Genomic DNA, 25431 nt, shown 5'->3' with positions numbered 1-25431 from the left:
GGCCGTCGTCGGCCGGGAGGCTCCGCACCCTAGGAGGTGGTGGCCGTGAGGCCGATCGTGCGGGCGGTACTGCGCGGCTCGCTGGGCCAGATCCGGTACGTCCGCGCCGTGCGGCCGGGCGAGGCGGACGGGGTGGTCGCGCGCGTGTACGGACAGGCCGAGGCGGACTTCGGGGTGCTCGCGCCGCCGCTGGCCCTGCACTCGCCGGCGCCGGGCCCGCTCGCGGCCGGCTGGCTGCTGCTGCGCGAGACGCTGCTCGCCGACGGGCTGGTGTCGCGGGCCGACAAGGAGCTGGTGGCGACGGCCGTGTCGCAGGCCAACACCTGCCCGTACTGCGTCGAGGTGCACCGGGCCGCGATGGAGGTGCTGCCCGCGCCGCGCGCCGCGGCCGCGGGGCTGGCCGAGTGGGCGGCGGCGAGCGGCCGGCCGGCGCAGGGCCCGGCGGGCGCGCTGCCGTTCACGGCGGCGGAGACCCCCGAGATCTGCGGCACCGCGCTCACCTTCCACTACCTCAACCGCATGGTCACGGTGTTCCTGGAGGACTCGCCCATGCCGAAGCAGGCGCCCGGCGTGGTGCGCGGCCCGGTGATGCGCACCGTCGCGCGCAGCATGCGCCCGGTGGCGCCGGGGCCGCTGCGGGCGGGCGCCTCGCTCGGCCTGCTGCCCGAGGCGCCGCTGCCGCCGGAACTGGCCTGGGCGGCCGGCAATCCGTCGGTGGCCAGCGCCGCCGGCCGGGCGGTCGCCGCGGTCGAGGAGGCCGCCGGCTGGATCCCCGGGGAGGTACGGGAGTGCGTGCGCGGCCGGCTGAAGGACTGGGACGGCGCGGCCGCCGGACCCAGCCGGGCCTGGCTGGCCGAGGCGGTTGACGGGGTCGACGCGAAGGACCGGCCGGCGGCCGCGGTGGCGCTGCTGACCGCGTTCGCGCCGTACCAGCTGACCGGGGCGGACATCGCGGAGCTGCGGGCCCGCTCGGCCGGCGACCGCGAGCTGATCGAACTCACCTCGTGGGCCGCGCTGTCGGCGGCCGTGCACCTCGCCGGGCGTTTCCCCGTACCCGACGCGGTATTCGGGACCCGCTGAAGTAGCGGCCGATTCCGCAATCCAGAGGATGCCGCGAATTTGAGCCATCGCGATGCTGAACGAGCCATCTCGGCGTCGACAGAAGGAGCTCGCAGTGGTGACTGCCAACCGGTCGGGGGCACCGGCCCATGTGAGAAAGCGGGTCCCGGGGCTCGACGGCGTCCGTGCGCTCTGTGCGCTCGCGGTGACCGCCGTACACGTCTCGTTCACCGCGGGCGTCATGGGTGCCTACGCCGACACGCCCAGCAATGACGTCGGGGCCTTCTTCCTCGCCGGCATGCGGCCCATCTTCCTCGGCCCGTTCTTCGTGCTCTCGGGCATGCTGCTCTACCGTCCGTTCGCCCGTTGGACGCTCACCGGCTCCAAGTGGCCCGCGGTCGGCCCGTTCCTCGTCAAGCGGCTGGCCAGGCTCTGGCCGGCGTACATCCTCCTGTCGCTGACCTGCGTGTTCCTGCTGAACTACGACTCCATCGACGGGCCGTGGTACGTCCTGCGGCCGATCCTGATGCTCCAGGTGTACGACTACACCTGGATACCCGGCATGGACCCGGCCTGGACCGTGCCCGCCGAGATGCAGTACTACCTGGCCCTGCCGGTGTTCGCCCTGGTGATGCACTGGCTGGCCCGCGGGGCCCGTACCGTGCGGGCCAAGGTCCGGCGGATGCTGATCCCGCCGGCCGCCCTGGTGGTCTTCTCGGCGTGCTGGACGTACTACATCCACCGCCCCGTCATGGGCCCCTTCCCGCAGGAATACTGGTGGCCGCTGGCCGTCGGCGGCGCCTTCGCCCTCGGCATGTGGATGGCGATCATGCACGTGCAGGTCGAGATCGACCCGGACGACAAGCCGTTCCTGTACCGCCTCGCCGGCAAGCGCCCGAACCTGCTGTGGCTCGGCGCGCTGGCCGTCTACCTCGTCAACTGCCTCCAGCCGTTCGGCAAGCCCGGCTACGGCGACTACGAGGCGTCGGACACGGCGCTGGTCCAGTACGGTCTGCTGCTCGTCTTCTCGTACCTGCTGGTCATGCCGCTGACGGTGCCGGGGACCAAGTCCCGGGTCATCGACGCGATCGTCAGCAACCCGGTGTCGCGCTACCTGGGCCGTATCTCCTACGGCATCTACCTGTGGCACTTCGCCGTCATGTACTTCTACTTCAAGAGCGGCAGCATCTTCGGTGAGCCGCCCGCCCTGATGAACGTGCTGCGCGGCCAGATCGGCTTCGTCGAGCTGATGTCGGCCGTGTTCATCGGCACCGTGATCATCTCCAGCATCAGCCACTTCCTGGTCGAGCAGCCGATCCTGAAGGCCGTCCACCGGTGGGTGGACCGCAAGGAGCGCGCGGACCGGCAGGTCCCGCCGCAGGGCGACAGCGGTACGGGCAGCGGCAGCGCGCCCGGTGGCGACGGCGTCGTCCGCGAGGGGGTGGCCGCGCGCTGAGCCCGGCCGCGCGCTGAGCGGGCGTCACATGCAGAAGGTGTCCCGGCCGGATCGGCCGGGACACCTTCCGTGCGAGCGGGGGCGGTTACTTGCCCAGTTCGGCGAGTTCCAGGTCGCGGGCCTGGAGCAGCCAGTTGGTGAACAGGTCCGGGTCGATCTCGTCGACGGAGGTCAGCTTGACCTGGCCCATCTCCCGGGAGGCGGCCTGGATCCGGCCGGACGGGTCGTCAAGCAGCTGGCCCTTCCAGAAGCCGAAGGTCACGTACTTGCCGAACGCGCGGAAGTAGCAGACGTTGCCCTTGCCGAGGGTCTCGCCGACGCTCCACGTGGGCGCCTGATGGTAGACACCGGTGGAGGCCTCCGGCAGCGCGGCGTTGATGACCGGCAGGAGCTTGTCGACGATGTCACGCAGCGGATGGTCCGCGAGACCGGTCACGTACTCCTCGACGGGCGCGAACTTACCCATGGTTCTCCCCTAAATCCTGTGGACGGCGCTCCGGCCAGACTTGCACGCCCACGCCCCACGGGCATCTTCAGAAATGCCGTGTTACCCCTTCGGATACCGAATCGAGCATTCCAGAAGATGCGGGGCCGCTGACCAGGCACCAGGCTGATTCCGGCAGAACCACAAGCATCTGCGACCCCACACGGCTATTCAGTGGCAGGAGAACAATGAACACAGTCCAGTCCGCCGACGGTACGACGATCGCCTACACCCGATCCGGGGAGGGCGAGCCGCTCATCCTCGTGGGCGGGTCGTTCAGCGAGCGCGCGCACCCGGTGATGACGCAGCTTGCCGAGCAGCTGGCCCCGCACTTCACCGTGTACAACTACGACCGCCGTGGTCGTGGCGACAGCGGTGACGCCGACGAGTACGCGGTCGAGCGTGAGATCGAGGACCTCGCCGCGCTGATCGCCGAAGCCGGCGGCGCCGCGAAGGTGTTCGGCATGTCCGCCGGTGGCGCCCTCGCGCTGAAGGCCGCCGCCAGCGGCGTTCCGATCACCAAGCTGGCGCTGTACGACACCCCGTTCATCATCGGCGAGGACGGCCCGACGCCGCCGGCCGACTTCACCGAGCAGCTCAAGGAGCTCACGTCCGCCGAGCGCCGCGGCGACGCGGTGGAGTTCTTCATGGTCCAGGGCATGGGCGCGCCGGCCGAGGCCGTCGCGGGCATGCGGTTCGCGCCGTTCTGGGGCGACCTGGAGTCGCTGGCGCACACCCTTCCGTACGACACCACCATCATGGGCGACTTCTCGGTGCCGGCGGAGCTGGCCGACGTGAAGGCTCCCGTGCTCGCGGTCTACGGCGGCAACGCCGCTCCGTGGCTGCACGCCGCGGCCCACAAGGTCGCCGAGACCGTCCCGGACTGTAAGCACCAGGCGCTCGCGGGCCAGGACATCGCCCCGGACCCGGCGGTGCTCGCCCCCGAGCTGAAGAACTTCCTCGCCGGCTGAACCGGCCCGCGGGCCGCAAGGCCCGCACAACGGGGGCGCAGGAGAGGGACCCCCGCGCCGGGACGACCGTCCCGGCGCGGGGGTCCCTTCGCGTTGCCCACCCCCGGTCGCGCGCCGTGCGTGCGGCGGCCGGGCGCCCGCGCCGGCACCCGGACATGGTGGAGCGGCCGCGGTCCCTCACCTCCGCGGCCGCTCGGTCACCGGTGGGTCAGTCGGCGCGTACCGCGTTCTCCAGGGCGGCGCCGGTGTACAGCTCGGCGTCCCGGAAGTACTCCACGCGCAGGCTGGTCGGCTTGCGGGGGCCGGCCACGGCGGCGTCCGCGTGGTACTCGTCCAGCAGCTGCTGGGCCTCCGCGGTCGCCCCGAAGAACCGCTGCGTGATGTCCGCGTCCTCCAGCAGTACGTCGCTCATGGCGCGGGTCATGACGTCCTGCGCGCCCGCGAAGTCGCCGAACAGCGCGCCGACGCACGGCGGCGCACCCTCCTGCGGGGCGTCCTCGGGGTACGAGCCCAGCTGCTCGGAGGCGAGCCGGTGCCAGGGGTGCTCGTCGAACCAGCCCTCCTCCTCCAGCAGCCGGAACGAGGAGCGGGTCACCGGCACGAAGCTGCTCGCCTTGTGCCGGTCGGCCGCGTTGCGCGGGTTGTTGAGGAAGTTCATGAAGGCCAGCGCGCCGTCCTGGGTGGCCTCGTCCAGCCCGTCGGTGAGCCACAGCGAGGTGCCGGCGATGATGTTGCCGCCGTACGGCTGCCCGTCGACCCGCGGGAAGCGGCCGACGACCATCTCGAAGCCGCTGTTCTCGGCGGCCTGCGCCATGTAGTTGAGGTCGTTCGACGAGGTGATGCGCAGGCCCACGTCCTGGCTGGCCCAGGCCTTGAGGTTGGCCTCCCAGTCGGGGATCTTGCCGGTGTAGAGGTAGTGGCCGTTCTGGTGGAGGTTCTTCCACCAGCCGGCGAAGGTCAGCATCTCGTCGGAGGCCAGGTTGACCTTGGTGGCGGGGCCCGAGCGGCCGTTGTCGTTGTCGGCCAGCTCGCCGCCCTGGACGGCGATCGCCTGCTGGAAGAACAGGCCGTGGTTGGACCACGTCACGCCGTGCGAGGGGCCGCCGTCGAGGGCCGCGATCTTCTCGCAGGCGCTCTCCAGCTCGTCCCACGTCTTCGGCAGCTCCGTCACGCCGGCCGCGTTGAGGACGTTCGCGTTGCCGTACGTCAGCATGGCCGTGGCCACGGTCGGCATGGAGGTCAGGTCGCCGTCGTACGAGTAGTACTCGCGCACGGCCGGGTGGATGTCGTCGATGACGACGGGCTCGCCGAGGATCTCGGTGCGCCCGCCGATCGCCTTCTCCACCGAGGTGAACAGCGGCCGGCCCTCGTGGTTCTGCGAGTCGCGGGCCGCGCGGGTGACGGCGAAGTAGTACTCGGCGACGGCCGGCGGGCGTCCCGCGGCCGCGGCCTCGGCGATCTCCGTCGACAGCGTGCGGAAGTCCCGCCCCTCGACGTTGACCCGGTACTCGGGGTGCGCCTGCTCGAACTGCTCGGCCAGCTTGTGCAGCCGGTCCATGTAGCCCGGGAACGTCAGGTCGGCCACCCAGACGTCGATCACGGTCCTTGCGGTCATGCCGGTGCCTCTTTCTCGTCGTCGTGGGGAGGGGCGGGAGCTCCGGGTCACGCCTGGGCGGCGGCGGGCTTCAGGGCCCGGGCGAAGTCGCGCAGGTCCCGGGTCAGCAGGGCGGGCTCCTCCAGGGCGGCGAAGTGGCCGCCCCGCTCGAACTCCGTCCAGTGCGTGATCGTCGGGATGTCGCGGTCGGCGAAGCTGCGGATCGGCACGAAGATGTCGTGCGGGAAGACCGCCACGCCCACGGGGACGGTCAGCGGCGGCGGCAGGATGCCGGCCGCGGCCTGGCGGACGCCCTCGGCGCCCTCGTAGTAGAACTGCGCGGAGGAGCCGGCGGTGGCCGTCAGCCAGTAGATCGACACGATGGTCAGCAGCAGGTCGCGGTCGACGCCCTCCGGCTCGGCGCGCTCCGGGTCGGTCCACTCGGCGAACCGCTCGGTGATCCAGGCGAGCTGGCCGGCCGGCGAGTCGTTGAGGCCGTACGCGAGCGTCTGCGGGCGGGTGGCCTGCACCTTCATGTAGCCGGAGAGCTCTCCGTCGAAGCGGGCCAGCTTGCCCAGGCGGCCCTGGTCGCGCTCGTCGAGCGAGGCGAGCTCGGCGGGGTCCCCGGACGGGAACGTCATCAGCATGTTGACGTGCACGCCGATGACGTGTTCGGCGTCGATGCCGCCGAGGGCCTGGGAGATCACGGAGCCGGCGTCGCCGCCCTGCGCGATGTAGCCGTCGTAGCCCAGGCGCCGCATCAGCTCGGCCCAGGCGCGGGCGATGCGCGGCACGTCCCAGCCGGTCTGGCGCAGCGTCGAGAAGCCGTACCCCGGTATGGAGGGGATGACCACGTGGAAGGCGTCCGCCGGGTCGCCGCCGTGGGCGCGCGGGTCCGTCAGCGGGCCGATGACGTCGAGGAACTCGGCGACCGAGCCCGGCCAGCCGTGCGTCAGCAGCAGCGGCGTCGCGTCCGCCTCGGCGGAGCGCACGTGCAGGAAGTGGATGTCCTCGCCGTCGATCTCGTCGGTGAACTGCGGGTACGCGTTGAGCCGGGCCTCGGCGGCCCGCCAGTCGAAGCCGTTGCGCCAGTACGCGGCGAGCTCGCGGACCTGGTCCAGCGGCACCCCGCGGGTGCTGCCGACGCCGGGGAGCTCGTCCGGCCAGCGGGTCGCGTCGAGCCGGCGGTGCAGGTCGTCGAGGTCGGCCTGCGGGATGTCAATGCGGAAGGGTTGCATGCGCACTCCGGATGCTTCGGACCGTAAGCCGGCGAGGTGGGCTGGCCGGGCGGGCGACGGGGCCCACCAGGGACGAACGGGCCGGGAGCACACGTGTCCCGCCCCGCTGCATCCTGTGCCGTGGCCGGATCGCGCCGCATCTCCGCAATTGCTTCATGCGTGCGGCCCGCGGCGCGAGGGGTTGCTTCGTACGTGCGGCCCGCGGCGTGAGGGGTTGCTTCGTACGTGCGGCCGGCGGTCCGGCGGGTTGTGTGGTGCGTGCGGCCCGCGGCGCGGCGGGTTGTGTGGTGCGCGCGGCCGGCGGTCCGCGGTGCGGCGGTGCGGTGGCGGCGCGGGGGACAGGGCAGTTCAGAAGATGCCGCGGGGATCGGGCCGCTGGCAGCATCCGGACCGGGCGCGCCGGGCCCCGGGGCCATCGTTTCTCCGTCTGCCCGGTGCCGCCGCCGTCACATCCCGCCGCAGCAGCACCCCGGAGAGGACGCGCTCTTATGAAGGTTCCCACCACTCACCCCGGCGTCGCCGAACTGGTCGGCGCCTTCCTGCAGGCCGCGCCGGAGGACAGCGCCGCCGCGTACCGGCAGTTGGTGGGCGCGGTGTGGGACGCGGGCGCGCTGACCCCGGCCGCGCAGGACGCCGTACCGGTCATCGCCGCCGTGCTGCCGAAGGCCGCCCCCGAGCACCTCGGCCACCTCCTCGTCCTGCTGGGCCTGCTCGCCGAGGCCGAGTACCCGGCCCTCGACGGGCCGGTCGCCTCGGCCGTGCGCGAGCACCTCGACTTCTTCCTCGGCCTGGTGCCGGGCGCCCGGGACGGGGAGCCGCTGACGCTGGCGCTGGTCTACCTCCTGTCGCACTTCCCGGCCGACCGGGACCGGATCCTGGAGGCCGTGCTCGACATCGGCCTCTCCCCGGACGACCTGTCGCGCCTGGACCGCGCCCTGACCGTCCTGGAACCGGGTGAGCGCCCGGACCTGGGCCGGGTGTGGCCCTCGCCGTCCGCGTGGACCCTCAACGCCGACGAGCTGGCCTTCGACGCGAGCTGGATCAACGCGCTCACGTCCGAGCAGATCACCGCCAACTGGGAGAACGACACCCGTACCGTGCTGGGCTACACCGGCGCCAAGGCGTACTGGGCGATGTGCAACGGCGCCCCCGAGAACACGCCCACCGCCACCGTGCAGGGCCGCACCGGCAACGGCGCGGACGCCGGCCGGGTCGACGCCGCGCACCTGTTCACCCCGCACCTGGCCGCCTTGCGCTGCCCCGCCTGCGAGGCGGACCTGCGGGCCGGAGAGGGCGGTGTGACGTGCGCCGGCTGCGGTGTCTCCTACCCGGTGGCCGGCGGCATCCTCGATCTGACGGAGCGCGCCGCCGACGACGCCGGCGGGCACGCCGACTTCCTGGAGAAGCTCTCCCAGGTGCCCAGCATGGGCCTGTTCTACGAGGCCGTGGCCCGGCCCGCGTTCCTGCGGCTGTGCGGTCAGAACTGGGGCGGCGACATCACCCTCGACGGCGAGGACGGCTATCTCGCCCGCAACATCCACCCGGTGGACGGGCCGGTCCTCGACCTCGCCGCCGGCGCGGGCCGCTGGACCGAGGTGATCGCGGAGATCGTCGGCGCCGAGCGGCTGGTCGCCCTCGACATGGGCCTGCCCATGCTGACCGCGCTGCGCAGCCGCCTCCCCGAGGTGCCGTCCGTGCTGGCCAGCGCCAGCGACCTGCCCTTCGACGACGCCTCGCTGGGCGCCGTGGTGTGCTGGAACGCGCTGCAGGCCTTCTACAGCCACGCGGCCGCGGCCATCGCCGAGGTCGGCCGCTGCCTGAAGCCCGGCGGCACGTTCACGCTGCTGACCTTCCGGCGTTCCGACGACCCGGTCTACGCCTACTTCGCGCACGCGCACCGCTTCCCGCAGCACTCCGGCGGGCTGGAGCTCTTCGACCTCGAGGAGCTGAAGGGCTGGCTGGCCGGGGCAGGCCTGACGATCCGCGAGGAGTCCGGGCCGGGCACGTTCGTCTTCATCACCGCCGTGCGCGAGGAGACCCGATGACCACGCATGCCGTCGGGCCGGCGGGCGTCTCGCTGCCCGGCACGCCCGCCTTCGAAGCGGCCAGCCAGGTCTTCAACCTGGCGGCGCCCGCGCACCCGGCCGCCGCGGTGACCGTCGACGGCGTCGACGGCATCCGGGCCGCGCTGGCCCACGCCCAGGACCGGGACCTGCCGGTACGGGTGATCAGCACCGGCCACGCCTCGGGCGCGGCCCGCCCCATGGACGGCTCGCTGCTGATCCGTACGAGGATCGCGGGCGGTGTGCGCATCGACGCGGAGCGCCGGGTGGCCCGGGTGCCGGCCGGCACCCGCTGGGGCGAGGTCGTCGAGGCGGCGGCCGCGCACGGGCTGGCCGCACCGCACGGCTCGTCGGCCGGCGTCGGTGTCGTCGGCTACGCGCTCGGCGGCGGCGCCAGCTTCTACGGCCGTACGACGGGCCTGGCCGCGAACCACGTGCGCGCGGTCGAACTGGTCACCGCGGACGGCACGCTGGTACGGGCGGACGCGGACCGGGACCCCGATCTGTTCTGGGCGCTGCGCGGCGGGGGCGGCGGCTTCGGCGTCGTCACGGCCGTGGAGGTCGCGCTGTTCCCCGCCCACCGGGTGGTCACGGGGGCGGCGTACTGGCCGGCGGCACTGGCCGAGCGGCTGCTCGAGGCCTGGCTGCGCTGGAGTCCGGGCGCGCCCCGGACGGTGACGACGTCGCTGCGGCTGATGAACCTGCCGCCGGTGCCAGGTGTGCCGCCGGAGCTGGCGGCGGGGCCGGTGCTGTGCGTGGACGGCGCGGTGCTCGCGGCGGCCGAGGGCGACGCGGAGGCGGCCCGGCGCGAGGCCGAGGAACTGCTCGGCCCGCTGCGGGCGATCGGGGCGCCGCTGCTGGACAGCTGGCACGCGGCGGAGCCGGCCGCGGTGCTGCACGCGCACATGGATCCGGCGGACCCGGTGCCGTTCGTCGGCGACCACATGCTGCTGGACGAGCTCGGCGGCGACGGCGCGGCCGCGTTCCTCGACGTGGTGGGCGAGGGTTCCAAGTCCCCGCTGGTGGTCGCCTCGCTGCGGCAGCTCGGCGGCGCGTTCGCGGTGGCCGACCCGGCGGGCGGGGTGCTCAACCGGGTGGACGCCTCGTACGCCTACATGGGATCGGGGCCGCCGTTCGGCACGGTGACGGTGGCGGCGCTGGAGGAGCACTGCGACCGGGTCCGTGAGGCACTTCAGCCGTGGGACACCGGGTTCACGCTGCCCAGCCTGGTGGAGAACGCCCGGCGGCCGCAGCGGCATCTGGGCGCGGACCAGGCGGCGGCGGTGGCGCGGGTGCGCGAACGCGTCGACCCGGCCGGGCGGTTCGCCGGCGATGTCGCCGGCGGGGCGGTACCGCAGGTCTGATGCGAGGATGCTGTCAGGGGCATGACATGAGGCGGGTCGACTGCGTGCGGGAAAAAGACGCGGCCGACCCGCCTTCGTCATGTCCGGGCGAGGGTGGCGACCTGGTAAGAGGTGCCGGCTAGGCGAAGGTGATCGCCTGGGCGGCGCCCTCACCGGAGTTGCTGCCGAGCCCCGCCGAGCAGCTGACGACCTTGCAGTTGACCGTGCCCCACGGCGTGCCGTTGGCGCCGACCACGGCCTGGAACGAGGAGTGCACCTTCAATTGGGCGGTGATCTTGCCGGCGGCGTCGGCGGTGACGTCGGTGGAGGTCGTCGCGTCACAGCCGATGACGCCCGGCTCCACGACCGCACACTGGCCCACGTGGTAGACGGTCCCCGGGGTCAGCCCGGTGGCGGAGACGGTCACCGTCTGGCCGTTGGACAGGCCCGTGGCGGGCGTCACCGTGACACCGGGCGCCGCCATCGCGGTCGGCTGGAAGGCGAAGGCGAGTCCGGCGGCGACGCCGACGGTGGCACCGGCGCGGGCAAGGAAACGAGACGTGTTCTGCAGCATGTGAAAACTCCGTTGGGCGTGGGGAAATGGCGGACAAATGCGGACCGGTGAGGCCTCCCCAAGGGGAAACCGCGCTTCCGGACCGCTCTGATGTACACGCTACGGACTTGCCCAAGTCGTCATCATCTTCGAAATTGCTATGCCGCAAACGGCAGGTGAGTTCCCGGATCGCCAAAGACAGCACGCAGCAAGATGTGGCTCCGCTTTGCAGCGTGGAACGCTCCGGTGTATTCCTGCGTGCCGGGCGTGAGGCGACCGGCCTGCCGAGCTCACGAGGAAAGTTGAGGGACATGACTGTTGGCGAAGGACAAAGGGCCGGGCGGAAGGAGTGGCTGGGGCTCGTGGTCCTCGCCCTGCCCACCCTGCTCGTGGCCCTCGACGTCTTCGTTCTCCTCCTGGCGCTTCCGCACCTGGCCGTGGACCTGGAGGCGGACGCGACCCAGCAGCTGTGGATCATGGACATCTACGGCTTCATGATCGTCGGCTTCCTGGTCACCATGGGCACCCTCGGCGACCGCATCGGCCGCCGCAAACTGCTGCTCATCGGCGCCGCCGCGTTCGGTGTCGCGTCGGTGGTCGCCGCGTTCTCCACCAGCCCCGGCATGCTGATCGCGGCCCGCGTCCTGCTGGGCATCGCCGGCGCGACCCTGACCCCCTCGACGCTGTCCCTGATCAGCGTCATCTTCAAGGACCCCAAGCAGCGTTCCGTCGCGATCGCCGTCTGGGCCAGCGTCTTCCCGCTCGGCGCCATCTTCGGCCCGATCGTCGGCGGCGTGATGCTGGAGCACTTCTGGTGGGGATCCGTCTTCCTGCTCGGCGTGCCCGCCATGCTGGTCCTGCTCATCGCCGGCCCGAAGCTGCTGCCCGAGTTCAAGAGCGAGAACGCCGGCCGGCTCGACCCGCTCAGCGTCGTGCTCAACATCGGCACCAGCATCCCGGTCATCTACGGCATCAAGGAGCTGGCCCGCGACGGCTGGGCCCCGCTGCCCGCCGGCGCCATCGTGTTCGGCGTCATCCTCGGCGTCTCCTTCGTACGCCGCCAGCGCTCCCTGAGCGAGCCGCTGCTGGACGTGGGCCTGTTCGCCCACAAGCGCTTCAGCGCCGCGCTCGTCGGCATGCTGGCCAACAGCGTCGTCGGCGGCACCGTGATGTTCCTGCTCGTCCAGTACTTCCAGTCGGTGCGGGGCTTCACCCCGGTCGAGGCGGCCCTCGGCCTGATGCCGAGCATGGTCCTCGCGACCATGGGCTTCGGCATCACGCCGATGCTGGCGCGCAAGATCCGTCCCGCGTACGTCGTCGGCGGCGGGCTCGCAGGCGTCGTGGCCGTCCTCATCGTGCTCACCCAGCTCGACGGCACCTCCCCGGGCCTGCTCATCACCTGCTTCGCGCTCTTCTCCTTCTTCGGCACCCCCGTGGTCGCCCTCGGCACCAACCTCGTCGTCGAGGTCGTACCGGAGGAGAAGGCCGGTTCGGCCGGCTCGATGTCGCAGCTGGGCAACGAGTTCGGCGCCGCCCTCGGTGTCGCCACCCTCGGCACCCTCGCCGTGGCCGTCTACCGCGGCGACATCGCCGACAACGTCCCCGCGGGCCTGCCCGCGGGAGCGTCCGACGCCGTCAAGGACAGCGTCGCCGCGGCCTCCGGAGCGGCCTCGCAGCTCCCCGACCGGCTCGCCGGCGCGCTCGCCGACCCGGTCCGCGAGGCGTTCCTCTCCGGCCTGCACGTCGTCGCCGGCGTCGGCGCGCTCATCATCGCCGCCGCCGCAGTCGCCTTCGTCGTCCTGCTCCGCCAGGTCCCGCCGATCGGCGAGGCCGAGGCGGCCGCGAAGGGCGAGGCGGACACCGAGGCCGCCGAGGCCGCGGAAGGCGCGGACACGGAGTCGTCCGAGGTTTCCCCCCAGACGGCGCCCGGCGCGGTGGCGGGCGGTGATGCGGTCGGCGCCAAGTGACCGCGAACGGCATAAAGCCGGGCCCCGTGCTCTGTGAGCACGGGGCCCGACCCATGCCCGGCCGGGGGTCCGACCAGGCATGGGGCTTCGGTGTCTCCCGGGCCGCCCTACTGCCCCAGGAAGGTCTTCCGCCACTCCAGCGGCGACATGGTCAGAGCAGCCTCCGCGAGGGCCTGCGCGGAGGCCGTCTTGAGGCTGGAGAGCGAGGTGTCGATCCAGTCCTGTACGAGGGTGTAGCCCTGGGCGCGGTACTCCACCGCCTGCACCAGACATTCCAGCTTGTCGGCGTCCTTCGCCACGATCGCCTCGGGGGTGTCGCCGCTCTCGTACTCGCCCACCACCCTCTGCACCCCTGCCTTGACCGCCGGGTGTGCGGCCGAGACCTGGTCTGCGGTGACGGTCTCGTTCGTGGCCGCTTCGATGTACCGGCGGCCGATGTGCGGGATGTCGCCGATCCGGGTCTCCTGCGTGTCGTGGAACAGGCACATCAGCGCGACCTTGGCGGGGTCCACGCCCTCCATCATGGCCAGGACGGCGCCGACGATGCCGACGCGGAACGAGTGCTCCGCGATCGACTCCGGGTTGTTGTTCCCGGTGAACCACCAGCCGGTCCGCTTCGCGTTCTTGAGCACACCCATCTCGAAGAGGAAGCCGGCCGTGCCCTGGGCGTTCGCCGTCTCGTCTGCCATGTGGTGACCTCCGGTCCGTCAGGTTCGATCACGTAGAACGTAGTTCACACCGGCGAGTTCGCTGCGGGATCTCTCGGAGATTCCGCCTCCGTCCAGCAGCTGCTCGGTACGCTCCGCCAGGTTCCGCACCAGCCGCCCCGGCACCTGCGCGAGCCACGGGTGGGCCGTCAGCAGGGCCCACATGGTGTGCGCGTACAGGTCCACGTACCCCGGAGCGTGGTGAAGTCCGTGAGTAAGCCCGCGCAGCAGGGTGACGGGATCCCACCCGGTCAGTTGCCGGTCGCGCATGAACAAGTCGTCGGACTGCGGCAGTGGCGTCCCACCCAGCCAATACGCCCAGTAATTCAGGTTCGCTGCCTCGCCGGCATCGTCGTCCACCATCGCCCGCTCGATGAAGTCCCACAGCGGCACGGGGTCGCCGAGCCGGGCCAGGGCGGTGGCTGTCGAACGCGCCTCTGCCCACTGCGGGGTCCATCCCCGCCGGGCGAGCAGACCGCGTCGCGCATGGAGGGCCTGCGCGGTCCACGCCACCGCCTCCGGGCTTGTGTCGTACGAGGTGAGGTACAGGGCCTGGCGGTGGAGGAGAGCCCCCTGGGCGTCGTTCCGGGGCGCGGCCTCCGCCGTGAACCGCAGCTGCTCGAAAAACCTCGCGCGATCCTGCGCGGGCATGAGTGGAGACGCTGCGGATGGGCCTCTCCGTCGCGGGGAGGGAATTCCGGCAAGGGAGGGCGGTCGGATGCCGGTAAGCGCCCAGGCAAGCATGTGGGCGATGTCTCGAGTGTGCACCCACTCGGCCAAGGGGTGCGGCCCGTCGGCGCCGGTGAGGGTGGCGCTGATGATCCGGTCCGCGTCCATCGCCGCGTCAAGCATCCCGGTGATCGCCGCGTCCGCGCCCAGCCCGCCCAACCGCCGCCGTAGGCCGAGCAGATCCATGGCCCGCATGTTCGCGACGGGCCTGCGGCCCGATTCCCAGCCCTGCACGGTGGCCAGGTCCACACCGAGGGCCTCGGCCATCGCCGCCTGCGAAAGAGGTACCGACTCCCGAGCCATGCGCAACACAAAGCCCGTGATGGTGCCGGTGATCGGTCTCGTGGCCATCGCGCTCCCCGGTCCTACCCCTGCCGTAACACGTACTCACAGTCAGTCCTACCGCACGCAGCGCGACCGTACGTTCATCTCGCGGGATCAACCAGGCCCGGCACCCGGGGCCGAGGTTGAGGCCGCACCCACGGCAGCGCCCACATGGAGGACGGCGAGCGACGATGGCGACTCGAGAGACGGATGCGGCAGACACGGTGGACACGTACGAGTACGCGACCTACGCCCCCACGCCTGAGATCTGCCCGTCGTGCTGCATGCCGATTCCGGCAGGGCAGCTCACCCGCCGGGGGATGTTCGCCCGGCAGGACGGGCCGGCCGTCGTCGCGTACTGGCACACGCGCTGCGTGCGGGCGGACGGCTCGCGGTGACCGGCGATCAGCACCCGGCCGTCGCCGAGGTCGGCCGGGCGGATATCCACGCACTATCGACAACGGAGGTATCAACATGCGCATGTGGTGGCTGACCATGGTCGACGGCAACCCGCAGGATGACAGCGACAGTGGGAACAAGCACGGTGGCGGCGGGTCGGACGAGGGCGGCAACACGAACGACGGCAAGGACCCGGCGGACGGCAAGTGACCGAGCGCACCGCGAAGGAGGCGGGCCCCCAGGGGCTCGCCTCCGTGCTCATGGGAAAGGGGGCCCTCAAGAGCGATTGGCTCCCTGCGTTCGAATCGGTACCCCGTCATGCGTTCATGCCGGACGCGATCTGGCCCGGTCGCGCCGGTATGAACCGGCAGAGTGATCGGGTGATCCGCAGCGAGGAGCCCGAAGCGTGGTGGGAGGCCGTCTACCGGGATGCGCCGATCACGACGCAGTGGGATGACGGCGCACACACTGGGCCAGGCAAAGGCAAGTCCCCTTCCAGCTCCAACTCCATGCCCACGATGGTCTTTTCGATGCTGGATGCCCTCAGCGTCGAGGCTGGGCAAACGGTCCTGGAGATCGGTACCGGGACGGGTTGGAATGCTGCTCTCCTGTCTCACCGACTGGGCGCCGAGAACGTCGTCACGATCGAGGTGGACGAGGCCTGTGCACAAGACGCACGCACCCGCCTGAACCTCGCTGGGTTCCGTCCGCTGGTACACGTCGGCGATGGAGCGCAGGGCTACCCGGAGCGGGCCCCGTTTGACCGGCTGATCGCTACGTGCTCCATCGGCAGCGTGCCCCCTGAGTGGCGGGCGCAGGCACGGTCAGGAGGCGTCATCGTCACCCCGTGGGGGCCGACATACGGCGGGGAGGCGGTAGCGCGCCTGACGGTTGCCGAGGACGGTACGGCGTCCGGTTCCTTCATGGGGTCGTCGGCGTTCATGCGGATGCGTGCTCAACGGAAGAGCCTGCCCCCGACGGGTTCTTTTCTCGACGGCGGGGAGTGGCCCGGTACCGGCGCCCGGTCAGACACCGGGTTGTCCCCGGACGACGTGGGCGACTGGGTCCACATGTTCGCCATAGGGGTGCAGGTACCCGACTTGTTCTGTCGGGTTGAGTGGGGCGACGGCGGGGCTTACCGCCTGTGGCTTATGGACACGGGCATCACGTCCTGGGCGACGGTGGACTACGAGAAGGGCCGCACCACGTTCCCGGTTGTGCAGTCCGGGCCCCGCCGGCTGTGGGACGAGTTGGAAGCGGCGTGGCGCTGGTGGGACAAGCAGGGCCGACCCGGCTTCGATCGCTTCGGGCTGACCGTGGATGACAGCGGCGAGCGGGTGTGGCTCGACTCCCCCGACCATCCCGTGCCGGCGGTGGGCTGAGGCCCCCTTCACGCCCCGTCTGCGCGTCTTCACCTCAAGGCGCGCGGGCGGGGCTTCCCGCGGCCGCCGTGTCAGGGCTGCCGGGTCAGGGCTGCCGCGTCCGGGCCCAGGGAGACCGGGAAGGTTTCCAGGCCGCGGACGACCCAGCGGTCGCGGTAGACCGGGGGCTCCAGGGTGGTCAGGGAGGGGAAGCGGCGCAGCAGGGCCGGGAGGGCGATGCGGGCCTCCAGGCGGGCCAGCGGGGCGCCGAGGCAGAAGTGCGCGCCCAGGCCGAAGCTGAGCGGCTTGTTGTCGGTGCGGTCCGGGTCGAAGCGGTCCGGGGCGGCGAAGCGGCGGGCGTCGCGGTTGGCGGCGGCCAGGATCAGCGTCAGCCGGTCCCCGGCGGCCACCGGGACGTCGCCCAGCCGCAGGTCGTGCGCGGCCATCCGGCTGGTGACGTGCACGGGCGGCTCGAAGCGCAGGATCTCCTCGACGTAGCCCGCGGCGAACTCCGGTTCCGTACGCAGCCGCCGGCCCAGTGCGGGGTGGTCGAGGGCGAGCATCACGCCGTGCCCGATGAGGAAGCTCGTCGTCTCGAACCCGGCCGTGAGGAGCACCATCATGGTGCCCATGAGTTCCTCGTGGCCGAGCCGGTCCGGGTCGCCGTCGTGGACGCCGGCCAGCAGGGTGACCAGGTCGTCGGCGGGGTGGCGGCGCCGGTGGCCGAGCAGTTCGCCGAAGTAGCCGCTCATCTCGTCCATCGCGGCGTCGGCCTGCTCCAGCGCGGCCGGGTCGGTGAAGCCGTCGGTGGAGACGGCGACCCGGGAGGCCATGTCGCGGAACCACACCTGGTCCTGCTCGGGGAAGCCCATCATGGCGGAGATCACGGCGATGGGCAGCCGCGAGGCGAACTCGGAGACGACGTCCACGCTCGCGCCGTCCGCGCCGAGGCCGGCCATGCGGTCCAGCAGCCGGTCGGACATCTCCTCGATGACCGCGTGCAGCTTCTGCACCTTCGGCGGCGTGAACGCGAAGCTCACCACGTTCCGCAGCCGCGTGTGGTCCGGCGGATTGCTGTACAGCATCGAACTGGTGAAGGCCCGCAGCGAGGAGTGCGCCCGCCAGGCCGGGAAGTGGGCGTCGTAGCTCTTCCCGTCCTGGACGTGCAGCCCCGGCTCCCGCAGCGCGCGGGCGCACTCCTCGTAGCCGGTCACCACCAGCCGGCCGGGCGCCCGCTGCGCGACGTTCCCGTGCGCCCGGATCGCCTCGTAGAACGGGTACGGATCCTGGCGTCCGTGCGGCGTGCCCAAGGCGGCGAACGCCTCGGTCAGCGGCATGACCGGCTCGGCCATGGGGCAGCTCCTCGTGCGGTGGAATCCCTGGGCCTCAGGAGGCGGTCAGCTCGATGATCGCGGACGGGCCCGCGGGGTGGACGGCGGCGAGCCGCAGTCCGGCGGCCGCGGCCAGCTCGGTGAACTCGGCGACGCCGCGCTCCTTGGCGCCGTAGATGCACAGCATCCGCAGGTCCATGCCGGTGTGCGGGGAGTCCCCGGAGGAGCCGATCGACTCGATGACGAACACCGAGCCGCCGGTGCCGGCCGCTTCGGCGCAGCGCCGCAGGATGGCGGTGGCCTGCTCGTCGTCCCAGTCGTGCAGGATCAGCGACAGCACGTAGCCGCCCGCGCCGGCCGGCAGCTCGTCGAAGAAGCTGCCCGCGACGGCGTTCGCGCGGTGGTCGAGGCCGGCCGCGGCGAAGGTCTCCTTGGCGCTCTGCACGGCGTCCGGCAGGTCGACCACGGTGCCGCGCAGCCCGGGGTGCTCGGTGAGCAGGGCGGTCAGCAGCGAGCCGTTGCCGCCGCCGACGTCGACGACGTGGCCGACCGACGCCCAGTCGAAGCCGGTCGCGATGCCGGGCGAGCGGACCGCGACGTCGTCGCCGAGGAGTTTGTTGAAGGAGGCGGCGCGGTCCGCGTCGGCGGCCAGGTCCTCCCAGAAGGGGCGGCCGTAGCGGACCGGGAAGGCGGCCTCGCCGGTACGGATGCTGTGCGGCAGGTCGACGAACGACAGCTCGCCGCGGCCGCTGCCCTCGACGTCGAACCAGGCGCGGACGCCGGAGGGATGGTCCTCGCGGAGCGGCTCGCCGAGCGCGGTCAGCGTGTACCGGCCTTCGTCGTCGCGGTCGAACACGCCGCGGACGGCCAGGTAGTTCAGCAGCCGCTCCAGCGCACCGGCGTGCACCCCGGCCGCCTCGGCCAGCTCCTGCGCGGTGTGCCGGCCGGCCGTGATGTGGTCGGCTATGCGCAGTGTCGCCGCCGTCCGCACGGCCATCGGAGTGCCCAGATTGGCCATCGACCACAGTCTCGTGGCCGTACCGTCCTCATCGCCCCACACGCCATGTCCCCTCTCCCGACGGGCTGCCAACGGCCCGCGGGTCTCATCGTGTCGCGGGGGGACCGGCGGGCCCATCTTCTCGATTGCGGTGCTGGCCGCGGGCGTGCCGAGGCTGCGCCGAGCGGGCCGGGGGACGGCCGGGGGCGGTCGGGGGACGCCGCGGAAACGGCTCCGGGCCGCCGGGCACCCCCTGCTGCGGGGGTGCCCGGCGGCCCGGACGGGTCCTACGGGTCGTACGGGTCCTACGGGTCGTACGGTCAGACCCGGTTCAGCTCGCGGTCGCTGTCACCGGACTGGCCCTGCGCCGGAACCGGCGCCCCGCCGGCCTTGGACAGCGCGCCCGGCCACCAGAACCGGTCGCCCAGGTCCAGGGCGAGGGCCGGCACCAGGACGGTGCGCACCAGGAACGTGTCGAGCAGGACGCCGATGCCGACGACCACGCCCATCTGCGCCATGGACACCAGCGGCAGCCCGGCGAAGACCGCGAAGGTCGCCGCCAGCACGACGCCCGCCGAGGTGATCACGCCGCCGGTGCTGCTCAGGCCGGTGAGCACGCCCTTGACGTGCCCGTGCAGCTGGGCCTCCTCCTTCACCCGGTGCATCAGGAAGATGTTGTAGTCGATGCCCAGCGCGACCAGGAAGACGAAGCCGAGCAGGGGGATGCCCCAGTCGACGCCGCTGTAGTCGAAGACGTTCTCGAACAGCAGGTTCGAGGCGCCGAAGGCGGCGAAGTACGACACGACGACGGTGGCGAGGAGGACCAGCGGGGCGACGATCGCCCGCAGCAGCCAGATCAGCACCAGCAGGACGACCAGCAGCACGGCCGGGACGACGACGCCCAGGTCACGCGCGGTGGCTTCCTCCTTGTCGAGGGTCTGGGCGGCGGTGCCGCCGACCAGTGCGCCGGTCTTGTCGCGCAGCGCCTTGACGGTGTCCTTGGCGGCGTCGCTGTCCGAGGCGTCCTTCAGGACCACCGCCAGCTGGGTGAGCTGCCCGTCGGGCGAGTCGCCGGACACCGTGACCTCGGCCACGCCGTCGGTGCCCTTGGCGGCCTGCTCCGCCTGGGCCGCTTCCGCCTTCGTCGCGATGACGACAGCCGGGTCGGCGGCGCCGGACGGGTAGTGCTGGGAGATCCGCTCCTGGGCGATGACGGAGCCGGGCTTGTCCGCGAACCATTCGTCCTGGCTCAGGCCCATGTTGACGCCGAAGGTGCTGAGCGCGAGGACCGCGGTGACGCCCAGCGTGGTGAGCCAGGCGCGCCGCGGGTGGCGGGCCACCGCGTCGCCGACGCGGGCCCAGACCGTACGGCTCTTGTGTGCGGGGGTGCCGAAGCGCGGCACGAACGGCCAGAACACCCAGCGGCCGGCGATGACCAGCAGCGCGGGCAGGGCGGTGACCATCGCGACGAAGGCGAACAGCACGCCGACGACGCCGACCAGGCCCATGGAGCGCGAGGAGTTGATGTCGGCGAGGGCCAGGCACGCCAGGCCCACGGCGATGGTGCCGGCGGAGGCGAGGATCGCGGGGCCGGAGCGGCGCAGCGCCGTCTGCATGGCCGCGTGCTTGTCCTCCTGTACGTGCAGCTCCTCGCGGTAGCGGGCGATGAGCAGCAGCGCGTAGTCGGTGCCCACGCCGAACACGAGGACCATCAGCACGCCCCCGCTCTGCGGGTCGACGGGCAGGTCGGCGTACTTGGCCAGCAGGTACGTGGCCGCCTGGGTCAGCACCGAGGAGAAGCCGACGGCGAGGATCGGGAACAGCCACAGCACCGGGCTGCGGTAGGTGACGAGGAGCAGGATGATCACGATGGTGCCGGTGGCCATCATGAGGGTGCCGTCGAGCGAGCCGAAGACCGTGAAGGCGTCGGCGAGGGCGGCGGACGGGCCGCCGACCTCGGTGTCGACGCCCGGCGGGGCGTTGGCGGCCGCGATCTCGCGCAGTTCCTTGACGTTGTCGGCGACGACCTCCTGGTCCTCGCTCTCCAGCGGGACGACGACGATCAGCGCCTTGCCGTCGGCGGACGCCAGCGGCGGCACCACCTTCTCGCCCTTGGCGGCGAGTTTCGCGAACGCCGCGACGTCGCCCTCGGCCTTGGTGCGGGCGGCGTCGGTGAGCGCCGAACCGCTGCTGTAGACGACGACGGCCGACAGCACCTCGTCGGTGCGGAACCGCTCCAGTTCGACGTTGACCTGGGCGGATTCGGCGCCGCGCGGCAGGAACGCGTTGGCGCTGGTGTCCTGGACCTCAGCGAGCTTCCCGGCCAGCCCGCCGAGCGCCATCGCGGCGATCAGCCAGGCTGCGAGGACCAGCCATTTACCGCGGCGGCCGCCCGGGACGGCGGCCTTTCGCTCGAGCCAAGCTCGCATGGGGTGTTCTCCTTTGTCATCGGGGACGTCCCCGCGGCACCTTGTGTCGACCGCACGTCGCTTCCGGGGCCCGGTGTTGCGGCCCGTGCGTCATCCCCCGTGGCGAGCCGTGGGTGCTCCCCATCGTCCCGAGCGTTCAATCACGTGGCCAACTCTCAGAATGCTCAATTCCGTTGGGGTGCCGTGACCTGGTCAGACGGCTGCCGGCCGGGCCTGCGCGCCGGCTGCCGCGAGCGCCTGTTCGATGATCGCGAACGGCGGTTCGGCGGTCAGGTAGAAGTGGCCGCCGGGCACCGTACGGCCGTGGTGGCCGCCGCGGGTGTGGGCGGACCAGGCGGCGACGTCGGCGGGGCGCACGTGCCGGTCGTCGGCGGCGGCGATCGAGGTGAGCGGGCAGTCGAGCGGCGGGCCGGGGCGGTGGACGTAGCGCCGGACCATCCGGAAGTCCGCCTTGACGTACGGCAGGACGTACGCGAGCAGGGCCGGGTCGGTGAGCAGCTCGGGGTCGGTGCCGCCGAGCGCGAGGAGCGTGGCCGCCAGCGCGCCGTCGTCCTCGTCGTCCTCCTGCGCGTCCTGCCGCGTGGTGCGCCGGAGCACCGGTGCGCCCGCCGCGGAGGCGAACAGGTGCTGTACGTCGACGAGGCCGGGACGGGCCTGGAGCAGCAGGGCGGTCTCGAAGGCGACCAGGGCGCCCATGCTGTGGCCGAAGAAGGCGACCGGCCGGCCGTCGCCGGAAGCGGCCAGCTCGCCGGCCACGCCCTGGGCGATCTGCCGCAGGTCGGTGGCGCACGGCTCGTGCATCCGGTCGGCGCGGCCGGGGTAGCGCACCGCGTGGACCTCCACCGAGGGCAGGGCGTCCGCCCAGGAGTGGAAGAAGGCGGCCGATCCGCCCGCGTGCGCGAAGCAGACCAGCCGGTGGGCGGCGCGCGGGCGCGGGGTGCTGCGCTGGAGACGGCTCTTCACCGCGTCTTCTCCTTGTCTCCCTCGGGCGGATGTGCGGACGGACGGACGGACGGGCGTGGACGGGGGCGGACCGCCGGGTGCGGACGGACGGGTGCGGGCGGATGAGTGCGGGCGGATGAGTGCGCAAAGAGCGCGGGCAAAGGAGTGAACGGCCAAACGAGCGCGGGCAAAAGAGTGCGGGCCCCGGAGGACCGGGGCCCGCGACCACGGCGGACGCGACGACGGGGGGCGGCGCGCCCGCGTGGCGGTTATGCGTCGGCGACCGCCGGGATGACCTTCTCGCCGAGCAGTTCCACCTGGCGCAGCGGGTCCGGTCCGGCGATGATGCCGATCGCCGTCCGGACGCCGAGTCCGGCCAGGCCGCGCAGCATGCCCGACAGTTCGTCGGCCTTCGCGCCGTCACCCACGAGGTCGACGGGCAGGATGATCGTCTTCTCGATGGCGCCGTAGTCGCGGCCCTCGGTCTCGCAGTGGCCGCGCAGCACGTCGAGCTTGTCGGCGAGGTCGGGGCTCGGGTAGAGGTTGCACGCGTCGGCGTACTTGGCGACCAGGCGCAGGGTCTTCTTCTCGCCGCCGCCGCCGATCAGGATCGGCGGGTGCGGGCGGGTGAGCGCCTGCGGGACGTTCAGCGCCCGCGTCTGGCGGTAGTGCTTGCCGTCGAAGGGGCGGTCGTCTCCGTGCTCGCCGTCCCACATGCGCAGGCAGATCTGAAGGGTCTCCTCGACCCGCTCGAAGCGCTCGGCCAGCGACGGGTAGGCGATGCCGTTCTCGACGGCCTCCTCCTCGTACCAGCCGGCGCCGATGCCGAGTACGGCGCGGCCGCCGGACAGCACGTCCAGGGTCGTCACCATCTTGGCCAGCAGGGCGGGCTCGCGGAAGTGTCCCGCGGCGACGATCGGCGCCAGCAGCGCCCGCCGGGTGTGGGCCGCGATCACGCCGAGGGTGGTGAAGCACTCCAGCACGGGCTGCTCCGGGCCGCCGGCGTGCGGGCCCTGCCACAGGTGGTCGCCGACCCCGATCAGCGAGAAGCCGGCGTCGTCGGCGGTACGGGCCACCGACGCGACGGTGTCCGCCATCGAGGCGGCGCCGCCGTTCCAGGCGAACTCCCCAAGACACAAGCCAATCTTCACGCCAAGCCTCCTGTACTCGGTCTGTACCCGGTCGTCTTCTGCGCGCCGAGCGCCACCGCGGACCAGCAGGACTCGGGGCACCGATCGTGGCACCGGGGGCGTGGCCCGGTCCTCTCCCAGATTGCGCTGTTCCGCCCCGGCCGGACCCGGGGAGCCCGGCGGCGGGGCGCACTGAGCACAGCGGGAGAAGACACCGCGTCCGGCCCGCGTGCAGGCTTCCCTTCATCGAGTTGACCTGGATCATCGCGCGGTGACGCCGACGGAGCCGCATGAGTGTGGAGGTAGGAACGTGACCGAAGCGGAGCGCCCATCCCCGACGGAGCAGGCTTCCCAGACCGGTGCGGCCGCCGGCGCCGGGCAGGCGTTCGTCTCGACGCTCGGGCCGTCCGTCATCACTGCCGACGACCCGCGCTACGAGAGCCTGCGCCGGGGCAGCAACCACCGGTTCGTCGGCAACCTCGACTACGTGACCGTCGTGACGACCACCGAGCACGTCGTCGACGCGGTCGGCCGGGCCGTCGCCGACGGCAAGCGGGTCACCGTCCGCAGCGGCGGCCACGGCTTCGAGGGCGCGGCGTCCCGCGACGGCGGCGCCCTCCTCGACATGTCGGAGATGACCCGCGTCTACTTCGACCCGCAGCAGCGCGCGTTCGCCATCGAGGCGGGCGCCACCCTCGGCCACGTCTACCGGACGCTGTTCAAGGGCTGGAACGTGACCCTGCCGGCCGGCGAGTGCACCGAGGTCGGGGTCGGCGGGCACTTCGTCGGCGGCGGCTTCGGCCCGCTGTCGCGCCGTCTGGGCTCGGTCGTCGACTACGTGTCCGCCGTCGAGGTCGTCGTCGTCGACGAGGACGGCCGGGCCCGCGCCGTCGTCGCCACCAACGACCCCGCCGACCCGAACCACGACCTGTGGTGGGGCCACACCGGCGCGGGCGGCGGCAACTTCGGCGTCGTGACCCGCTACTGGGTCCGCTCGCCCGGCGCGACGTCCTCCGACCCGGCCGAGCTGCTGCCCAAGGCGCCCGGCAAGTGGCACACCAAGATCCTCGCGTGGCCGTGGGACGCGGTGTCCGAGAAGGACTTCACCCGGATCCTGAACAACGTCGGCAACTGGTTCGAGAAGAACAGCGCCCCCGGCTCGGCCGGCGCGCAGATCATGGCCTTCTTCTACGCCTCGCACCGCTCGGGCGGCATCCTGTCGATCGGCGCGATGGTCGACGACGACGTGCCCGGCGGCCAGGACGTCATCGACGACTACTTCGCCGCCGTCTCCGAGGGCATCGACGTCGAACCGTTCCGCAACGAGACCCTCAAGCCGTGGCTCTTCTTCTCCGCCTACCCCAACTGGGGCGACCTCGGCACCCCGGACGTCCGCCGCATCAAGATCAAGGCGGCCTACCTCCGCAAGGGCTACAAGGACGAGCAGATCGGCGAGGTCTACAAGCACCTCACCACCGAGGGCGAGAACCAGCCCTACCACTTCATCCTGATCGGCTACGGCGGCCAGGTGAACAGCGTGGCGCCGGAGGCGACCGCGATCGCCCAGCGCGACTCGATCCTCAAGGCGGCCTTCATGGCCGTCTGGGGCAACGAGGCCGAGGACGAGACCCACATCGGCAAGCTCCGCGCGTTCTACCGCGACGTGTACGCGGAGACCGGCGGTGTCCCGGTGCCCAACGAGATCAACGACGGGTCGTACATCAACTACCCGGACTCCGACCTGGCGGACCCGGAGCTCAACACCTCCGGGGTGCCCTGGTACACGCTGTACTGGAAGGACAACTACCCGCGCCTGCAGGCGGTCAAGAAGCGCTACGACCCCCGCGACGAGTTCCACCACGACCTGTCCGTCCGGCTGCCCGACGAGGCCTCCTGACCCTCCCGAGCCCGCCTGAGGCCCACTGAGAGGCCCACCGAGGCCCGCTGAGGCCCGCCGAGCCCTCCTGGGAAGCCGTCCCCGCCGCCCCGACGACGCGGCGCGGACGCGCCCCGCCGCCCCGCACACCGGCCCTGCGCCCGTGTGCGGGGCGGCGGGGCTTTTCGCGTTCCCGCGCCCTCCCCGGACGCCGCGCGGCCCCGGATCCGAACCCCCGACCCCCCCTTCCTGTCAAGGGATTCCGCGTTCACGGCACAGCACTTAAGGAGATGCGCCCCGCATCCCCGAGAAGTGACGATTTCGGGAAGTCGGAGGGGTCAGCGCACAGCTGGACACGACGCGTGGCGGGCCTCGCCGCGGACCTCCGCGCAGCTCGGACGCGCCCCGCGCCGTCCGGTCCGCTGCAAGGGCCACAGCCGGCCCGCGCCCGCCGCACACCGCAGCAGCCCATTCCTTC

The 25431-nt window shown here is 72.2% G+C and carries 21 protein-coding genes; 10 read left to right on the top strand and 11 right to left on the bottom strand.

All coding sequences use genetic code 11. From position 1 onward, the window contains the following. Positions 1-45: 45 nt before the first annotated feature. Both OG764_RS40390 and OG764_RS40385 read left to right on the top strand, forming a co-directional pair. On the top strand, positions 46-1080 hold the full coding sequence (locus OG764_RS40390; protein WP_328973829.1) for a carboxymuconolactone decarboxylase family protein: 1035 nt from the start codon (positions 46-48) through the stop codon (positions 1078-1080). Positions 1081-1174: 94 nt separating this feature from the next. Then, the gene (locus OG764_RS40385) at positions 1175-2515 is read left to right on the top strand and encodes an acyltransferase family protein (RefSeq protein ID WP_328973828.1); all 1341 of its coding nucleotides are present in this window, start codon (positions 1175-1177) and stop codon (positions 2513-2515) included. A gap of 85 nt (positions 2516-2600) precedes the next feature. Here the strand turns inward: OG764_RS40385 and OG764_RS40380 are convergent, their stop codons facing one another. After that, the gene (locus tag OG764_RS40380) at positions 2601-2981 is read right to left on the bottom strand and encodes a DUF1801 domain-containing protein (protein WP_328973827.1); all 381 of its coding nucleotides are present in this window, start codon (positions 2979-2981) and stop codon (positions 2601-2603) included. A gap of 206 nt (positions 2982-3187) precedes the next feature. On the opposite strand from OG764_RS40380, the gene OG764_RS40375 reads away from it, so the two are divergent. Beyond that, positions 3188-3970, top strand: coding sequence for an alpha/beta fold hydrolase (locus tag OG764_RS40375; RefSeq protein ID WP_328973826.1), 783 nt, complete (start codon positions 3188-3190; stop codon positions 3968-3970). 208 nt (positions 3971-4178) lie between these two features. Here the strand turns inward: OG764_RS40375 and OG764_RS40370 are convergent, their stop codons facing one another. Further along, entirely contained in the window at positions 4179-5585 is a 1407-nt protein-coding gene (locus OG764_RS40370) for an extracellular solute-binding protein (protein WP_328973825.1), read from the bottom strand. 47 nt (positions 5586-5632) lie between these two features. Further along, complete coding sequence (locus tag OG764_RS40365; protein WP_328973824.1) at positions 5633-6802, bottom strand: epoxide hydrolase family protein; 1170 nt, start codon at positions 6800-6802, stop codon at positions 5633-5635. Positions 6803-7290: 488 nt separating this feature from the next. Between OG764_RS40365 and OG764_RS40360 the strand changes: the two genes are divergently transcribed. Beyond that, positions 7291-8847 carry a class I SAM-dependent methyltransferase gene (locus OG764_RS40360; RefSeq protein ID WP_328973823.1) on the top strand — a complete coding sequence of 519 codons (1557 nt, stop codon included), beginning with the start codon at positions 7291-7293 and terminating at the stop codon, positions 8845-8847. Further along, on the top strand, positions 8844-10229 hold the full coding sequence (locus OG764_RS40355) for an FAD-binding oxidoreductase (RefSeq protein WP_328973822.1): 1386 nt from the start codon (positions 8844-8846) through the stop codon (positions 10227-10229). The genes OG764_RS40360 and OG764_RS40355 overlap by 4 nt, the downstream gene beginning before the upstream one ends. Positions 10230-10347: 118 nt before the next feature. Here the strand turns inward: OG764_RS40355 and OG764_RS40350 are convergent, their stop codons facing one another. Then, a complete protein-coding gene (locus OG764_RS40350; protein WP_328973821.1) occupies positions 10348-10782 on the bottom strand; it encodes an enediyne antibiotic chromoprotein in 435 nt (144 codons plus the stop codon). A 290-nt stretch (positions 10783-11072) separates the two neighbouring features. On the opposite strand from OG764_RS40350, the gene OG764_RS40345 reads away from it, so the two are divergent. Beyond that, positions 11073-12728: an MFS transporter gene (locus OG764_RS40345; RefSeq protein ID WP_328973820.1), complete on the top strand. Its 1656-nt coding sequence runs from the start codon at positions 11073-11075 to the stop codon at positions 12726-12728. Positions 12729-12835: 107 nt separating this feature from the next. On the opposite strand, the gene OG764_RS40340 is transcribed toward OG764_RS40345, so the two are convergent. Both OG764_RS40340 and OG764_RS40335 read right to left on the bottom strand, forming a co-directional pair. Beyond that, positions 12836-13417 (bottom strand): HD domain-containing protein, encoded by a 582-nt coding sequence (locus OG764_RS40340; protein ID WP_328973819.1) that lies wholly within the window; start codon positions 13415-13417, stop codon positions 12836-12838. 18 nt (positions 13418-13435) lie between these two features. Further along, positions 13436-14515, bottom strand: coding sequence for a helix-turn-helix domain-containing protein (locus tag OG764_RS40335; protein ID WP_328973818.1), 1080 nt, complete (start codon positions 14513-14515; stop codon positions 13436-13438). Between the two features lie 164 nt (positions 14516-14679). On the opposite strand from OG764_RS40335, the gene OG764_RS40330 reads away from it, so the two are divergent. The 3 genes from OG764_RS40330 to OG764_RS40320 all read left to right on the top strand — a co-directional run bounded on the left by OG764_RS40330 (position 14680) and on the right by OG764_RS40320 (position 16269). Continuing rightward, positions 14680-14886, top strand: coding sequence for a hypothetical protein (locus OG764_RS40330; protein WP_328973817.1), 207 nt, complete (start codon positions 14680-14682; stop codon positions 14884-14886). Between the two features lie 76 nt (positions 14887-14962). Further along, positions 14963-15097, top strand: coding sequence for a hypothetical protein (locus tag OG764_RS40325; protein ID WP_328973816.1), 135 nt, complete (start codon positions 14963-14965; stop codon positions 15095-15097). Next, positions 15094-16269: a methyltransferase domain-containing protein gene (locus tag OG764_RS40320; RefSeq protein WP_328973815.1), complete on the top strand. Its 1176-nt coding sequence runs from the start codon at positions 15094-15096 to the stop codon at positions 16267-16269. The genes OG764_RS40325 and OG764_RS40320 overlap by 4 nt, the downstream gene beginning before the upstream one ends. A 71-nt stretch (positions 16270-16340) precedes the next feature. On the opposite strand, the gene OG764_RS40315 is transcribed toward OG764_RS40320, so the two are convergent. From OG764_RS40315 to OG764_RS40295, 5 genes are all read right to left on the bottom strand, one after another. After that, on the bottom strand, positions 16341-17600 hold the full coding sequence (locus OG764_RS40315) for a cytochrome P450 (protein WP_328973814.1): 1260 nt from the start codon (positions 17598-17600) through the stop codon (positions 16341-16343). Between the two features lie 34 nt (positions 17601-17634). Further along, complete coding sequence (locus OG764_RS40310) at positions 17635-18639, bottom strand: methyltransferase (RefSeq protein ID WP_443056297.1); 1005 nt, start codon at positions 18637-18639, stop codon at positions 17635-17637. A gap of 257 nt (positions 18640-18896) precedes the next feature. Beyond that, entirely contained in the window at positions 18897-21005 is a 2109-nt protein-coding gene (locus tag OG764_RS40305; RefSeq protein ID WP_328973812.1) for an MMPL family transporter, read from the bottom strand. A 192-nt stretch (positions 21006-21197) separates the two neighbouring features. Beyond that, positions 21198-21968 carry a thioesterase II family protein gene (locus tag OG764_RS40300; protein ID WP_328973811.1) on the bottom strand — a complete coding sequence of 257 codons (771 nt, stop codon included), beginning with the start codon at positions 21966-21968 and terminating at the stop codon, positions 21198-21200. Positions 21969-22216: 248 nt separating this feature from the next. Next, positions 22217-23098 carry an LLM class F420-dependent oxidoreductase gene (locus tag OG764_RS40295; protein WP_328973810.1) on the bottom strand — a complete coding sequence of 294 codons (882 nt, stop codon included), beginning with the start codon at positions 23096-23098 and terminating at the stop codon, positions 22217-22219. A 289-nt stretch (positions 23099-23387) separates the two neighbouring features. Between OG764_RS40295 and OG764_RS40290 the strand changes: the two genes are divergently transcribed. After that, positions 23388-24974, top strand: a complete 1587-nt coding sequence (locus OG764_RS40290; RefSeq protein WP_443056296.1) for an FAD-dependent oxidoreductase — start codon at positions 23388-23390, stop codon at positions 24972-24974. The last annotated feature ends 457 nt before the right edge of the window (positions 24975-25431 follow it).

This window comes from Streptomyces sp. NBC_00239 (assembly GCF_036194065.1).
Classification (GTDB): Bacteria; Actinomycetota; Actinomycetes; order Streptomycetales; family Streptomycetaceae; genus Streptomyces.
This window is presented reverse-complemented; position numbering and strand designations above follow the sequence as displayed.

Excerpts from the sequence above, each read along its gene's own strand:
- OG764_RS40335 (WP_328973818.1), bottom strand. The coding sequence starts at position 14,515 with ATGGCCACGAGACCGATCACCGGCACCATCACGGGCTTTGTGTTGCGC.
- OG764_RS40375 (WP_328973826.1), top strand. The coding sequence starts at position 3,188 with ATGAACACAGTCCAGTCCGCCGACGGTACGACGATCGCCTACACCCGA.
- OG764_RS40365 (WP_328973824.1), bottom strand. The coding sequence starts at position 6,802 with ATGCAACCCTTCCGCATTGACATCCCGCAGGCCGACCTCGACGACCTG.
- OG764_RS40380 (WP_328973827.1), bottom strand. The coding sequence starts at position 2,981 with ATGGGTAAGTTCGCGCCCGTCGAGGAGTACGTGACCGGTCTCGCGGAC.
- OG764_RS40305 (WP_328973812.1), bottom strand. The coding sequence starts at position 21,005 with ATGCGAGCTTGGCTCGAGCGAAAGGCCGCCGTCCCGGGCGGCCGCCGC.
- OG764_RS40355 (WP_328973822.1), top strand. The coding sequence starts at position 8,844 with ATGACCACGCATGCCGTCGGGCCGGCGGGCGTCTCGCTGCCCGGCACG.
- OG764_RS40360 (WP_328973823.1), top strand. The coding sequence starts at position 7,291 with ATGAAGGTTCCCACCACTCACCCCGGCGTCGCCGAACTGGTCGGCGCC.
- OG764_RS40370 (WP_328973825.1), bottom strand. The coding sequence starts at position 5,585 with ATGACCGCAAGGACCGTGATCGACGTCTGGGTGGCCGACCTGACGTTC.
- OG764_RS40325 (WP_328973816.1), top strand. The coding sequence starts at position 14,963 with ATGCGCATGTGGTGGCTGACCATGGTCGACGGCAACCCGCAGGATGAC.
- OG764_RS40330 (WP_328973817.1), top strand. The coding sequence starts at position 14,680 with ATGGCGACTCGAGAGACGGATGCGGCAGACACGGTGGACACGTACGAG.
- OG764_RS40340 (WP_328973819.1), bottom strand. The coding sequence starts at position 13,417 with ATGGCAGACGAGACGGCGAACGCCCAGGGCACGGCCGGCTTCCTCTTC.
- OG764_RS40315 (WP_328973814.1), bottom strand. The coding sequence starts at position 17,600 with ATGGCCGAGCCGGTCATGCCGCTGACCGAGGCGTTCGCCGCCTTGGGC.
- OG764_RS40350 (WP_328973821.1), bottom strand. The coding sequence starts at position 10,782 with ATGCTGCAGAACACGTCTCGTTTCCTTGCCCGCGCCGGTGCCACCGTC.
- OG764_RS40345 (WP_328973820.1), top strand. The coding sequence starts at position 11,073 with ATGACTGTTGGCGAAGGACAAAGGGCCGGGCGGAAGGAGTGGCTGGGG.